The following is a 12,856-nucleotide window of genomic DNA, read 5'->3' on the forward strand; positions in this document are numbered from 1 at the left end:
TCGCCTTCTCAGTCGGCCGAGTCGGGTGGGTGGGTAGGCAAGCAGTGTCGGCGGGCGGTGCCCAAGCCGTGCCGGCCAGCCCTGTCGGCCGGCGGTGCCGTGGGTCAGAAGAGGCTGAGCAGGGCCTCCGCCGGGTCGGTGAGGCCGTTCTCGCCGCCGGGCAGCGGAAGCTCGAACCACACGGTCTTGCCCCGATGCGTCCGCCGCGATCCCCACGCCGCGCTCAGCAGCCCCACCAGCTGCAGCCCCCGGCCCCCCTCGTCCGTGTCGCGGGCCCGCCGCCGCCGGGGCTGGACCAGTCCGGAGTCCCACACCTCGCACACCAGCGTCCGGTCCAGCAGCAGCCGGAGCCTGATCTCCCCCTCGCCGTACCGCAGCGCGTTCGTCACCAGCTCGCTCACCAGGAGTTCCGTGGTGTCGATCAGCGGCTCGAGATCCCAGCTGAGCAGCTGCGCACGGGCGTACTCCCGGGCCCGGCCCACACTGCGCGGCTCGCGCGGCAGCGTCCAGTCGCCGACGGATGCGGCGGGCAGCCCCTGGACCCTGGCCATCAGCAGGGCGATGTCGTCCTCGCCGTGGTGGGTGTCGAGGGTGTTGAGGACGTGGTCGCAGACGTCCTCCAGCGGGCGGGAGGGGTCCGTGAGCGCGCCCACGAAGGCCTGGAGGCCCTCGTCCAGGGGGTGGTCGCGGGATTCGACCAGGCCGTCCGTGTAGAGGGCGAGGAGCGCGCCTTCGGGGAGTTCGACCTCGACCTCCTCGAAGGGCTCGCCGCCCACGCCGAGCGGCATGCCGGGCGGCACGTCGAGCATCAGGGCCGCCTCGCCGGGCTCCACCAGGACCGGGGGCAGATGGCCGGCGTTGGCGAACGTACAGCGTCTGGTCACGGAGTCGTACACGGCGTACACGCAGGTCGCGAGGTACACCTCGGAGAGGTCGGCGTCGCGGGGCTGCCGGGCCGTGCGGGTGGCCTGCTGGACGCCGCCCGGGGTGCCGAGGCCCCGGGCGATCTCGTCCAGGGCGGACAGGACTTCGGCGGGTTCGAGGTCCAGCAGGGCCAACGTACGGACGGCCGTGCGCAGTTCGCCCATGGCGACGGCGGCCCGCAGGCCCCGGCCCATCACGTCGCCGACCACCAACGCCGTGCGGTGTCCGGGCAGTTCGATGACGTCGAACCAGTCGCCGCCGACCTCGGTCGCCGCGTTTCCGGGCAGATAGCGGCAGGCGATGTCCAGCCCGGAGGCCTCCGGGTCGCCGGGTGGGAGCAGGGACCGTTGCAGTATCAACGCGCGTTCGTGCTCACGGCGGTACAGGCGCGCGTTGTCGATGCAGACCGCGGCGCGCGCGGCCAGCTCCACCGCCAGATCCCGGTCACGGTCGCCGAACGGCTCGCTGCCCTTCGTCCGGGAGAACTGCGCGAGGCCTACGACGGTGTCGTGGGCGACCATGGGCACGGCCAGCGTGGACTGCACGAGCCCGCCCTCCTCCGGGGGCACGGCCTGTGTGCGGGCGGTGCGCAGGGCGTCCGCGCAGGGCGAGTTGAACGGGAAGTGGTGGACCGCGCCGAGCGCGACGGCTTCACCGGCGCCGCTGAAGGGCGCGTCGGAGACGGCGCTGGCGAAGGCGACGCGGCGCAGTTCGGCGCTGCCGTCGGCGAGTCCGGGCGGGGCCTCGTCGCCGGCCAGCAGCCCTTGGTAGAGGTCGACGGTGGCGAGGTCGCAGAACCCGGGGACGACCACGTCGAGGAGTTCGCGCGCCGTGGTCTCCAGGTCGAGGGAGTTCCCTATGCGGGCGCCGGCCTCGTTGAGCAGGGCGAGGTTGCGCCGGGCGGCGGCGGCCTCGCGGGCGGCGGCGCGGCGGGCGGTGATGTCGGTGCCGAGCCAGGCGATCCCGATGGGCCGGCCGCTGCCGCTGTGCACGCGGTAGAGGTTGACGGACCAGTGCCGGCGCTCCTCGGAACCCGGGAGGAAGCCGGTGACGTGCATGTCGGTGATGGACTCGCCGGACTCCAGCACCCGCCGCAGGGTGGCCGAAACCCGTTCCGCCTCGCCGCGCGGCAGATAGTCGTGAACTCCCTTGCCCCGGTGGTCGTCCGGGGTTCCGCCGAAGATGGAGGCGAAGCGTTCGTTGGCTCGACGGACCCTCAGATCGTCGTCGATCAGCAGGAATCCGAAGGGTGATTGTCCGAAAATAGCCTGCGATGCGGCGAGGTCGGTCTCGATGCTGCGCAGGGTGCGGACGTCCACGACGATGCACACGGCCGCCTTGTCGCCCTCGGCGGTCCGGGTGGGCATGACATAGACCTCGGCCAGGCCCTCCTCGCCCCTCGCGCCGTCCGGGGCGTCCGGCATCCGGAAGGGGACCACCCCGGTCCACTCGCGTCCGTCGAGGATCTCGGCCATCTTGCGCTGGCCACGATCGCGCAGGTCGGGGTCGATGAAGGCCTCTATGGGGTCCATTCCGACGGCGCGTCCGGCGGGGATGCCGAAGAGCTGCTCGGCGCGCAGGCTCCACTGGTCGACCAGTCCGCCGGGGCTGATGGAGAAGGACGCGACCTTGATGTAGTCGTAGATCGAACCGGGCGGACTGCTCTGCCACATGGCGTCGCCGGGTGCCGCGGCACCATCCGCGGCCTGCTTCCTCGCGCCGTCCGACGGGTCCTCGGACTCCGTGGCCTTCGCTGGTATCTCGCTCACGCGAACCGTCCCCTCCAGCTCACCGCGTCCGGCACCGGTCACCGGGGGCGGCTGCCCGCAGTATCCAGCACTACGGCGCCGCACGACACGGTGTTCACGATCACAGCTCGGTCCAGGTGCTTTTCGGACCGGTCCGTGACAACACTTCCACTCTTCTAACCAGGGAACACGCCCACGAATCCCGCACCGGGGGACCGGTCGCGGGCGGGGAGCGCACGACGGACGGCACACCGGCGGACGCACACCGCTGTTCGGCCCCGCCGGCCCCTCCGCATCACCCGGGCACCGCCAGTTCGAACCAGACGGTCTTTCCGTTCGCGCCGGGCCGGGTGCCCCAGCGGCGCGAGGAGCCGGCGACCAGTTGCAGGCCGCGTCCGCTCTCGTCCTCGGGCTGGGCGACGCGCTCGCGCGGCGGGTCCGGGATGGGGTCGGAGACCTCCACCAGCAGCGTGTCACCGAGCCCGGCGGGGCGCACCAGCCGTACGCCGATGGGTCCGGTGGCGTACCGCATCGAGTTGGTGACCAGCTCGCTGACCAGCAACGCGGCCAGGTCGGCGACGCAGTCGAGGTCCCAGCCGTGCAACTGGCCCCGTACCGCGGCCCGGGCGGTGCGCACGGCACCCGGTTCCGCGGGAAAGGACCACTCGGCGCAGTCGCCATCGGTGTCGATCACGCCGATCACTTCCCAGGCCAGCAAGCCCACCCATGTCCGGTTTCGTGGGGTTAATGGGCACATACCCGATATGTCGCGGGCAGTACCGTGCAAGAGGGCGCGCTGTGGCACGAACGGCGTACGAGGCGCTCCGCGGGGTCGGGTGAGCGCCGGGCCGAGGCGCGCGTCGGCTCGACGGGCACCGCTCGCAGGTCGGCCGAGCAGGGGACCGGTGTCCGACTCGGTCAGCCGGGCAAGGGCCGTCGGTGTTGCGCTAGACCCAGGGTGCGGTCAGATTCCTGATCTCCTGGACCGCCGGGACGTCCTGGTCCAGCCATGCCACCGTCCAGAGCTCCCCCGGGGTCAGCCAGCGCAGTTCGTCGTGGTCCTGAAGGGGCCGGGGCGTGGGCGAGCCGGGACGCAGGCGGGCGGTCCACACCTGTAGGACGTACGGCGCCCGCAGGGGCCACTCCCCCGGCACGCGCTCGACCGGCTCGGTGTCGACGCCGAGTTCCTCGCGCAGTTCGCGCACCAGGGCGTCCTCGGGCCGCTCTCCCGCTTCGACCTTGCCGCCGGGCAACTCCCAGCGTCCGGCCAGTTCGGCGGGCGCGGTGCGGCGCGCGGCGAGCAGTCGGCCGCCGTCGAGCAGGGCGGCCCCCACCACCACGATCCGTTCCGTCTTGGGCGTCATGGGGCGGAGCCTACGGGAGCGCGCGGCCGGTCAGTTGCGGCCGCCGTCCCCGTTCTGACCGATGCGCTCGACCCAGTAGAGCTGCTTGTGCCCCCGGTCGTCGAGGCTGTCGGCGATCTTCTGGGCCTCGGCCCGGGTCGCGTACCGGCCGACGCGGTAGCGGTTGCCGTTGTCGTCCTGCCGTATCACGATCCAGGGCAGCGAGACCGTGCCCTCACTCATGGCCCCCACCGCCCCCGTCACTCCTTCTCGCACCGCCCCGCCCTCCCCCACGCTCGGCTGCTCCCCCACCTTGGACCTCCTTCGCGCGGGAGGGACTCCCATCGCAGGAGGGCCCCTGTCCCGTCCGGGGCCCCCGCCGGGCCCCGCCTAAGGAAACCGCGATCCGCATATGCCCGAGCGTACGCCCAACCTTTACGCAGCGAATACGGCTTTTCACAAAGAGGTACGCAACCAGCCAGAACGCCGGGGGCGCACGGGAGCGAATGCGCCGTCGCCCAGGTGCGGGGCCTCGGGCCGGGGCCTGTCGGCGGAAACCGGGGCCACCTGGGAAAACGGCCGGATTGCAGCGCCCCGCCGAGCCCGGCCCCGACCGGCCCGGCCGGGGTGTCCGCCCACCCGAGGCGCCGAGGGTGTGCGCTACCTCACTCGGGGGAGCGCGTGAAAGTCCGGCCGGCGGCCCGCGCCGGCACCGGGAGCCTCCAGGGACGTCACTTCACGGGCAGGTGGTACGCGACCCGGTAGCGGTCCGCCGGGATCACCACGTCGGCGGTCTCCACCGGGCGGCCGGAGGCGAAGTAGGTGCGCTGGATGACCAGGACGACATGGCCGGGGACTCCGCCGAGCACATGCAGCTCCTCGGCGAGGCCGGGGCGGGCGCCGACCTCCTCGGTGACGTTGTCCACGATGACGTCGATGGCCCGCATGCGCTCGACCACACCCATGCCGCCGAGCGGTCCCTCCTCGGGCAGCATCACCGGGGTGCGGCCGGTGACGACGAGCGGCTCCCAGGAGGTGGAGAGCATCATCGGCTCGCCGGCCTCCCGGAACAGGTATCTGGTGCGCATGACCCGGTCACCGGCCTGGATCGCGAGCCGCTCGGCGATGGCCGCCCCGGCCTCGGTCTGCTCGCTGCCGGATTCCCAGCTGCCGCGCGCCGAGGCGTCGGCCTGCTCCTGCCGGAAGGGGGTCGCGCCACCGGCCGGCCGGTACCCGGAGCGGGCCACCCGCCGGGGCACGGGCCGTTCGCGCACGTACGTCCCCGAACCGGAGCGGCCCTCGACCAGCCCCTCGGCCATCAGCACCTTGCGGGCCTCGAGCGCGACCGTGTCCGAGACGCCGTACTCCTCGCGGATGCGGGCCTGGGAGGGGAGCCGGGTGTGGGGCGGCAGTGAACCGTCGACGATCTTCTTGCGGAGATCACCCGCGACGCGCAGGTACGCCGGCTGCTCACCGAAAGTCACTGGCCACTCCCATCAGGTTGTACAGACAGCAACAGCCTGGCAACCGTCGGTTGTGCCGTGCAAGCAAAGGCCAGAGAATCACTCGATGTGATGACATGCGGGCCGGGAAGGCTTTACGCAGGCACTTTCCGCCCCTTATAGGGGTGCTCACACCAGGGCGCGCTCACACCTGGATGCTGGTGTCGGCGCCGTCGTCGCCCAGGGGCGGGGTGGCGGCCAGCCCCAGGGCCTTCCGCGCGGTGACCGCCTGGCCCGGCGCGATGAGGCCGAGGCCGGTGTCGTAGTGCTCGTAGAAGGCGTCCGCGTCCTCGGCCTTCGCGGCCTTCGCCCACTCCGCGCGCGCCTTGTCCAGGTGGGCCGCCAGGGCCGTGACGGGCCTTTCGGCCCCGGCGGGCCAGTCGTGCGCCCGCAGCATCCGCGCCTGCTCGCCCAGCGCGGCCGAGACCCGGCCCGCCCACGCCTTGTGCCCGGGCAGGTCGTCCTCCACGTACTCCTCCTCGGGGACGGTGTCCAGGGCGGCGTTGAGGACGTGAGCGGCCTTCAGATAGGCGACCTGGTCGGCGTCGAGGACGGTCTCGTCGTTGCGCAGCGAACCGGTGAGGTCGCCACCCTCGGTGGTGCTGCCGAACACGCAGGTGACCTCGCGGTCCCCCACCGCCCAACTGTCCTCGGTCGGCGTGAGGTAGTACACGTCGACGTCGCCCGGGAGCGCCCAGCCGTCCATCGCGTAGCTGTCCCGCAGGCTCCAGCAGCGTTCGTCGGCGGTGTCGGTGACCGTGTCGTCCCCGGGGTAGCCGTCGCCGGTCAGCTCGAAGGACGCGAACACCTCGCCGTCGTGCTCGCCGGTGCAGGGCACCTTGTCGACGTCGTACGTCTCGCCGCTCAGCCTGCCCCCCGGCGCGTCGAAGCACTCGCCCTCGACCAGCGAGATGCTCACGCCGTCGCGCGCGCCGTCCTTGAACCCCTGCCAGAAGTCGGACGCGCCGCCCGTGGCGAACAGCACTGCCCACAGCGCGATGCCGATCCCGGAGAGCACCGCGCCGCCGACGGCCAGCCCCTTGCCGCGTTCACCGCGCCGCCGGATCTGCCGCAACGCGACCAGACCGAGCACCAGCCCGACACCGGGCAGGAAGCACAGCACACCGAGCACGAGCGCGGCGATGGCGAGGCCGTTGACCGGCGCCGGGTGGTTGTAGGGGCTGTAGCCCTGCGCCCACGGCTGGTACGGCAACCCGTGACCCGCGCCCGGCTGTTGCGGGTACGCAGGCGGCGCGTACGGGCCCTGCGCAGTGGGCTGAGGCGGCTGATACGGGTCTTGTGGCTGGTGGGGGCCGGGGGGCGGAGGTGTGGACACCGGTACCGTGCTCCTGGGTCGGGCGGCGGCAGCGCAGCACCGGCGGCCGGCCCGCCGACTGGACTGACGTACGACTGGCCGCATGGTAAGCGGGGCGCGAGCGGGGGCGGAATGAGGGTGGGGCACCCGACGGGGGGTGGAGCCGGCGGCGAGGTCGTCCGGGCGGTGAACGGACTGACCGCCCGGTGGGCGGCGACCGCGCGGGACGGCACTGTCTTCTCGGCGGCCGGCGTCTGGCCCCTGCTGGCCTTCCTGGCCGACGGTGCGGCCGGTCCGGCCCGGGCGGAGCTGGCGGGGGCGCTGGGCGTGCCCGCCGAGCAGGCGGCCGGCACCGCACGGGAGTTGCTCACGGCTCTGCGGTCGGTGTCCGGCCTGGACGCGGCGCTCGGTCTGTGGACGCACCACGGGCTGACGCTGCGCGAGCAATGGCGGGCCGGGCTGCCGGCCGGGACCCACGGGGTGTTCGGCGACGACCTCGTCACCGCACAGGAACGGCTGGACGCCTGGGCGGCCGAGCGGACCGGCGGGCTGGTCGAGCGCATGCCGGTGACGCTGGACCGGGAGGCGCGGATGGTGCTGGCCAGTGCCCTCGCGCTGGGCACGACCTGGCGGCAGCCCTTCAAGGAGCTGCCGCTGCGACCGGACTCCGGCCCCTGGCAGGGCCGCACGCTGCGCGGGTTGTACCGGCGAAGCGTACGGCCGGACCGGGTGGGCGTGACGGGCACCCCGGACGGCTTCGTCACCGCGCTGACGGTGCCCGGCGACAACGGCATGGACGTCCATCTGGTGCTCGGCGAGGAGCGTATGACGCCGGGTCAGGTGCTGACCGCCGGAGTGGGGGTCGTGGAGCGCACGCTGCCGCTCACCGGGGGCGGTCTGCTGCCGCACGGGCACGTCGGCCCGGGCCTGCATGTGGAGCAGCAGCCGGCCGTCGAGCCGGAGCCGACGACGCTGGACGTGCGGACGGTGGCGTACGAGGTGCGGGCCGACCACGACCTGCTCGCCCTGGCGGGCCTGTTCGGGCTGACGGCGGTGACGGACCCGCGGCACGGCCACTTCCCCGGCATCAGCGCCTTCCCGCTCGCCCTCGGGGCGGGCCGCCAGTCGGCACTCGCCCAGTTCGGTCCGCTCGGCTTCCGTGCCGCGGCGGTGACGGCGGTCATGCCGGTGGCGGGCAGCGGGCCGCCCCGGTACCGCTACGAGACCACGGCCGTCCGCGTCTCCTTCGACCGCCCCTTCGGCTTCCTCGCCGTCGACCGCGCCTCCCGGCTGGTGCTGGTGGCGGGCTGGGTGACGGACCCGGCGCCGTACCCGGTCAGGGCGTTCCCGGGCGCTGTTCCTCCAGGACGCTGACGCAGCGGGCGAGGAGCGCGGCCAACGCGTCCCGTTCCTGGTCGGTGAACTCGGCGGCGAGGGCCCGCTCGACGCGTACGGCGCGTGCGTCGGCGTCGGCCAGCACGGCACGGCCCTCGTCCGTGAGACGGGTCTCCAGGATGTTCTTGTGCCACTCGTGGGGGGTGCGCGCGATCAGGCCACGGTCCTGGAGGTTCTTCAGGACCGTGTTCATGGTGGGCGGGGTGACTCCGCACAGCCGGGCCAGGGCGGCCGCGGAGATGCCGGGCTTGTCGGAGAGGTGGAGCAGCGCGGCGTACTGCGCGACCGTCACACCCGCCGGCTTCAGCACCGCGGTCTTGGTCGCGTTGAGGGCCTGCTCGGCCCGCTTGAGGTGGGAGCCGAGGCGCTCGGACGCGGGCATGGAGGTCATCACCCGCGCATAGTAGCGGGCACGTACAACCATTCACTCCCCGGCGATGATTAACACCTTGACGATGATTAGAGTTCTAACTTAGCTTCGTGGACGTACAGAAGTGATGGCTCAACCGATTTCGAGAGGCACCGGTACCCGTGTCCCGTTCGATCCACCGCCGTACGTTCCTGACCGCCGGCGCGGCCGCCGCCCTGGCCGTCGCCGCCCCCGGGGCCGCCCGGGCGGCCACCGGACCCCGCATCTCCACGGCCTTCACGCTCCCCGGTGAGCGCACCTACCCGGAGGGCATCGCCCTCGACCCGCGCACGGGTGACGCCTACGTCGGCTCGTTCACCACCGGTGCGGTCTACCGCGCCGCCGCCGGAAGCCGCACCGCCCAGGTCTTCCTGCCCGCGGGCGCCGACGGCCGGGACACGGCCAACGGCCTGAAGGCCGACCGCGCGGGCCGCCTGTGGGTGATCGACTCGACCGCCGGGATCGATGTGTACGACCTGCGCGACCGCTCCCTGCTGGCCCGGTTCGACCTGCCCGACGGCGATTCCCGCTTCCTGAACGACCTCGTGATCACCGCCGACGGCACGGCGTACGCCACCGACAGCCTGCGTCCGCTGATCTACCGCGTCACCCCGGCCGAGGTGGTCCGCGCCCGCGGCGGCCGTGCGCCCCTCACCGCCCGTTACGACCTGAGCGGGGCCCTGCCCCCGCACCCGCCCTCGGCCTACGCCCTGAACGGCATCACCGCCGACCGCTCCGGACGCCTGCTGTTCGTCGTCGACATGAACGGCGGCGGCCTGTACCGGGTGGCCGTGGCCGACGGCTCCGTACGGCACGTCACCCTCCACGGCGGGGACTTGGTGCACGGCGACGGCCTGGAACTGGCGCACGGCACCCTCTGGGTAGCCCACAACGCGAGCAACACCCTCACCCGCTGGCACCTGTCCCCCGACGGCACCTCGGCCCGCCTCACGCGCAGCCTGACCGACCCCGCCCTCCAGATCCCGACCACCCTGGCCCACGATCACCACGGCCTGCTGGTCGTCCGCTCCCAGTTCGACAAGGGCGGCCCGATGGGCCCGGGGACCCCGCGGACGCCGTTCACGGTGGCCCGGGTGACGGGGATGTGACAGCGCCGGCGCGGGTAGGCAGAGCCGAGTGGCACGGTTGACGATCTCGTGGCCCGGGTCAGGCCGATCGCTACGGCTGTGCCATGACCTCACTGCCCGACTGGATGCGCCCGCCGCGCGCGGAAGGCTGGTTCGCGGAGGACCTGGACCGCCTCCCCGAGGACGGCTGGTCCGTGACTCGATCGGCGCCCTCGCGGCCGGACTGCGCGCCCATCGCGGGGTGGAGATGCACTCGTCACGCCGGCCTTGGCATCCTTCCTCGTATCCATCGGCGCCACGCAGCCGTGGCGCAAGGCCGTCTTCACGGCAACCGGCCGGTTCGGAGAGTCGTCGGCTCGGCCTCCTCCAGCTCCTGGATCCGGCACTACGGGGCGCTGCCCTTTCACACCACGGACCAAGGAAAATCACACCGTCACGAGCCGGACACGATCGCCACAGAGCTTGGCCATGTCGTCAACATCAGAGGTCAACATGACCACGGGGCGGTGCTGTCGCAGCGCGGCCTCAGCGACCGCCGCATCGATCGCGTACTTGTACCCGTGCAAGCCGGCGTTCATCAGTAGCTTCGAGGCCGCCCTCGCCTCCTCGTCGCCCACCGGGACTACGCGCAGTCCGGAGAGTGCCCGGTTCAGGCGGGACGTGTTCGTACGGGCGTGGACGGCCTCGATGATGGTGAGCGCGCTGATTACGACCTCCATGCCTCGCGAGCGCGCCTCAGCAACCAGAGCCACCACCTGCTCGTCGTCAGCGAGCAGCTTCGAAAGCCCCTCGCTGTCGAGGACCAGCGTCCCCTCGTGACTCAGCTTGCGGCGGGCCATTCGCCCTCCTCGGCGAACACCTCGTCGAAGATCTGCCGAGCCCGCTGCCGGGCCTGCTCGGAGACCGGCCCCTTACGGTTCTCGTAGTCCGCCAGGTACTCATCAAGGACCTGGCCGCGCAGCTCACGCTCGACCGCCGCGGCGATGAACGCGGAGAACTCCCGCTTGCCCACCCGAGCCCGGATCGCCTCCGCGGTCCCCTCCGGCAGCGACAGACTCACCCGCGTCGCGGGCCCTTCCCCGATGCTGTACGTCGTCTCACCCACACCCCCAGTGTGTCAAACGAGTAGGAAACGCGCTACGGCCCGCCCCCGCCACGCACCGCAGGGCCCGTAACCCCACACGGGCGCCCTCATCCCACCCCAGCACCATCCCAGCACGGGAAAAAACAAAGGCCCGACTCCGAAGAGTCGGACCCCTTCTGACCCGTATGTTTTTCAGATCTGCGACGTGGTGATGTGGCACCCGCTACACGTTGAAGCGGAACTCCACCACGTCCCCGTCCTGCATGACGTAGTCCTTGCCCTCCATGCGGGCCTTGCCCTTGGCGCGAGCCTCGGCGACCGAGCCGGTCTCGACCAGGTCCTCGAAGGAGATGACCTCGGCCTTGATGAAGCCCTTCTGGAAGTCGGTGTGGATCACACCGGCCGCCTCGGGGGCGGTGGCGCCCTTCTTGATGGTCCAGGCGCGGGACTCCTTGGGGCCGGCCGTCAGGTAGGTCTGCAGGCCGAGGGTGTCGAAGCCGACGCGGGCCAGCGTGGCGAGGCCGGGCTCGTGCTGCCCGACGGACTCCAGCAGCTCCAGGGCCTCCTCCTCGTCCAGCTCGGCGAGGTCGGCCTCCAGCTTGGCGTTGAGGAAGATCGCCTCGGCCGGGGCGACCAGGGCGCGCTGCTCGTTCTTGAAGTCCTCGTCGGTCAGCTCGTCCTCGTCGACGTTGAAGACGTAGAGGAAGGGCTTGGTGGTGAGCAGGTGCAGGTCGTGCAGCAGCTCATTGCGTTCGGTGCCCTGGACGATGCCGTGCGCGAAGAGCGTGTCGCCCTTCTCCAGGATCTCCTTGGCCTCCTCGACCGCCTTGACCTTGGGCGCGATGTCCTTCTTGATCCGGGACTCCTTCTGGAGGCGCGGCAGGACCTTCTCGATGGTCTGGAGGTCGGCGAGGATCAGCTCGGTGTTGATCGTCTCGATGTCGTCCTTCGGCGAGACCTTGCCGTCGACGTGCACGACGTTCTCGTCCTTGAAGGCGCGGATGACCTGGCAGATCGCGTCGGACTCACGGATGTTCGCGAGGAACTTGTTGCCCAGGCCCTCGCCCTCGGAGGCGCCGCGCACGATGCCGGCGATGTCGACGAAGTCGACCGTGGCCGGAAGAATGCGCTCCGAGCTGAAGATCGAGGCCAGCTTGGCGAGGCGACCGTCGGGGACGCCGACGACGCCGACGTTCGGCTCGATCGTGGCGAACGGGTAGTTGGCCGCCAGCACGTCGTTCTTGGTCAGGGCGTTGAACAGGGTCGACTTGCCGACATTCGGCAGGCCGACGATTCCGATCGTGAGCGACACGTTGCGACTTCCCGTAGATGAGAGGGCCAGGGGCTGCCAGGGGCCAGAGACACTGGCCGATCCACCAGTCTACGGCGTCCCGCATGGCGGGCTCGCGGGAGCGTCGGACGCCCGGCCAAGCTCCGCGCACCGGCGTGTCTGAGGGCTGATTCGGCACATAAACAGACCTAAGTTGGTCCGGTGGAGCAACGCAGGACGCGACCCCCGAACGACGGACGGCGACGAGGCACACCGCAGGGTTCCCTGCCATCGCAGGCCCGGCGCCGGCCCGGCGGCGAACGCCGGCCCGGACCGGGCTCGGAACGGGCCTTACGGCAGGTCCGGGTCACCCGGCCGGTGCCGCCGGGCCCACGGCTGCCGAACCCCCGGCTCACCGGGCTCGGCAGCGGCCTGTTCTGCGCGGTGGTGATGTTCCTGCTCGGCTGTCTGGACCAGCTCCTGTTCGGCGGGTCCCAGCCGCTGTACGGGGTGCTGTTCCTGCTGGTGTGCGTCCTGACCGCGCTGTGGGTGCGCGAGGGGGACCTGCTGAGCGCCCCCGTGGTCGTACCGATCGCGTTCGTCGGAGGGCTGCTTCCCGTCGCCGACGGCAGCGGGGGGCTGCTCGGCCGTCTGATGGGGCTGGTCACCGGGCTCGCCACCCAGGCGGGCTGGCTGTACGGGGGGACGCTCGCCGCCGGCGTGATCGTCCTCGTCCGCCGGGTGCGGTGGGTACGGCGGCGCCGGCGACGGCTCTGAG

General features: G+C 72.0%; 13 protein-coding genes and 1 pseudogene. 4 read left to right on the forward strand and 10 right to left on the reverse strand.

Annotated elements, in window-relative coordinates; all coding sequences use genetic code 11:
* Window positions 1-104: 104 nt before the first annotated feature.
* The 6 genes from ACGFRF_RS09850 to ACGFRF_RS09875 form a co-directional block, all read right to left on the reverse strand.
* A complete protein-coding gene (locus ACGFRF_RS09850) occupies window positions 105-2,693 on the reverse strand; it encodes a SpoIIE family protein phosphatase (RefSeq protein WP_393738083.1) in 2,589 nt (862 codons plus the stop codon).
* Window positions 2,694-2,967: 274 nt separating this feature from the next.
* On the reverse strand, window positions 2,968-3,396 hold the full coding sequence (locus ACGFRF_RS09855; RefSeq protein WP_393738084.1) for an ATP-binding protein: 429 nt from the start codon (window positions 3,394-3,396) through the stop codon (window positions 2,968-2,970).
* A gap of 223 nt (window positions 3,397-3,619) precedes the next feature.
* Window positions 3,620-4,036: a (deoxy)nucleoside triphosphate pyrophosphohydrolase gene (locus ACGFRF_RS09860; RefSeq protein ID WP_393738085.1), complete on the reverse strand. Its 417-nt coding sequence runs from the start codon at window positions 4,034-4,036 to the stop codon at window positions 3,620-3,622.
* Window positions 4,037-4,066: 30 nt separating this feature from the next.
* A complete protein-coding gene (locus ACGFRF_RS09865) occupies window positions 4,067-4,258 on the reverse strand; it encodes an SPOR domain-containing protein (protein WP_076091109.1) in 192 nt (63 codons plus the stop codon).
* Window positions 4,259-4,746: 488 nt separating this feature from the next.
* Window positions 4,747-5,499 carry a GntR family transcriptional regulator gene (locus tag ACGFRF_RS09870; RefSeq protein ID WP_393738086.1) on the reverse strand — a complete coding sequence of 251 codons (753 nt, stop codon included), beginning with the start codon at window positions 5,497-5,499 and terminating at the stop codon, window positions 4,747-4,749.
* Window positions 5,500-5,662: 163 nt separating this feature from the next.
* Window positions 5,663-6,853 (reverse strand): DUF4190 domain-containing protein, encoded by a 1,191-nt coding sequence (locus ACGFRF_RS09875; RefSeq protein WP_393738087.1) that lies wholly within the window; start codon window positions 6,851-6,853, stop codon window positions 5,663-5,665.
* Window positions 6,854-6,964: 111 nt separating this feature from the next.
* On the opposite strand from ACGFRF_RS09875, the gene ACGFRF_RS09880 reads away from it, so the two are divergent.
* The gene (locus tag ACGFRF_RS09880) at window positions 6,965-8,206 is read left to right on the forward strand and encodes a serpin family protein (protein WP_393738088.1); all 1,242 of its coding nucleotides are present in this window, start codon (window positions 6,965-6,967) and stop codon (window positions 8,204-8,206) included.
* On the opposite strand, the gene ACGFRF_RS09885 is transcribed toward ACGFRF_RS09880, so the two are convergent.
* On the reverse strand, window positions 8,169-8,618 hold the full coding sequence (locus ACGFRF_RS09885; protein WP_393738089.1) for a MarR family winged helix-turn-helix transcriptional regulator: 450 nt from the start codon (window positions 8,616-8,618) through the stop codon (window positions 8,169-8,171). The two genes, ACGFRF_RS09880 and ACGFRF_RS09885, sit on opposite strands and share 38 nt — an antisense overlap.
* 140 nt (window positions 8,619-8,758) lie before the next feature.
* Between ACGFRF_RS09885 and ACGFRF_RS09890 the strand changes: the two genes are divergently transcribed.
* Both ACGFRF_RS09890 and ACGFRF_RS09895 read left to right on the forward strand, forming a co-directional pair.
* On the forward strand, window positions 8,759-9,745 hold the full coding sequence (locus ACGFRF_RS09890; protein WP_393738090.1) for an SMP-30/gluconolactonase/LRE family protein: 987 nt from the start codon (window positions 8,759-8,761) through the stop codon (window positions 9,743-9,745).
* An 83-nt stretch (window positions 9,746-9,828) separates the two neighbouring features.
* Window positions 9,829-9,942 (forward strand): annotated as a pseudogene (locus ACGFRF_RS09895) (Uma2 family endonuclease); the annotation flags it as partial.
* A gap of 207 nt (window positions 9,943-10,149) precedes the next feature.
* On the opposite strand, the gene ACGFRF_RS09900 reads toward ACGFRF_RS09895, so the two are convergent.
* The 3 genes from ACGFRF_RS09900 to ychF all read right to left on the reverse strand — a co-directional run bounded on the left by ACGFRF_RS09900 (window position 10,150) and on the right by ychF (window position 12,120).
* Window positions 10,150-10,563, reverse strand: a complete 414-nt coding sequence (locus ACGFRF_RS09900; protein WP_393738091.1) for a PIN domain-containing protein — start codon at window positions 10,561-10,563, stop codon at window positions 10,150-10,152.
* Window positions 10,545-10,829 carry a hypothetical protein gene (locus tag ACGFRF_RS09905; protein WP_031078400.1) on the reverse strand — a complete coding sequence of 95 codons (285 nt, stop codon included), beginning with the start codon at window positions 10,827-10,829 and terminating at the stop codon, window positions 10,545-10,547. The genes ACGFRF_RS09900 and ACGFRF_RS09905 overlap by 19 nt, the downstream gene beginning before the upstream one ends.
* A 202-nt stretch (window positions 10,830-11,031) precedes the next feature.
* On the reverse strand, window positions 11,032-12,120 hold the full coding sequence (gene ychF, locus ACGFRF_RS09910) for a redox-regulated ATPase YchF (RefSeq protein WP_393738092.1): 1,089 nt from the start codon (window positions 12,118-12,120) through the stop codon (window positions 11,032-11,034).
* Window positions 12,121-12,300: 180 nt separating this feature from the next.
* Here ychF and ACGFRF_RS09915 point away from each other — a divergent pair, with 180 nt between their 5' ends.
* Complete coding sequence (locus ACGFRF_RS09915; RefSeq protein ID WP_393738093.1) at window positions 12,301-12,855, forward strand: DUF6542 domain-containing protein; 555 nt, start codon at window positions 12,301-12,303, stop codon at window positions 12,853-12,855.
* The last annotated feature ends 1 nt before the right edge of the window (window position 12,856 follow it).

Source organism: Streptomyces sp. NPDC048521 (assembly GCF_043199855.1).
Taxonomy (GTDB): domain Bacteria; phylum Actinomycetota; class Actinomycetes; order Streptomycetales; family Streptomycetaceae; genus Streptomyces.

Bases quoted from the DNA above. Each gene is read 5' to 3' on its own strand.
- ACGFRF_RS09860 (WP_393738085.1), bottom strand. From the start codon at position 4,036: ATGACGCCCAAGACGGAACGGATCGTGGTGGTGGGGGCCGCCCTGCTC.
- ACGFRF_RS09865 (WP_076091109.1), bottom strand. From the start codon at position 4,258: ATGAGTGAGGGCACGGTCTCGCTGCCCTGGATCGTGATACGGCAGGAC.
- ACGFRF_RS09880 (WP_393738088.1), top strand. From the start codon at position 6,965: ATGAGGGTGGGGCACCCGACGGGGGGTGGAGCCGGCGGCGAGGTCGTC.
- ACGFRF_RS09885 (WP_393738089.1), bottom strand. From the start codon at position 8,618: ATGACCTCCATGCCCGCGTCCGAGCGCCTCGGCTCCCACCTCAAGCGG.
- ACGFRF_RS09900 (WP_393738091.1), bottom strand. From the start codon at position 10,563: ATGGCCCGCCGCAAGCTGAGTCACGAGGGGACGCTGGTCCTCGACAGC.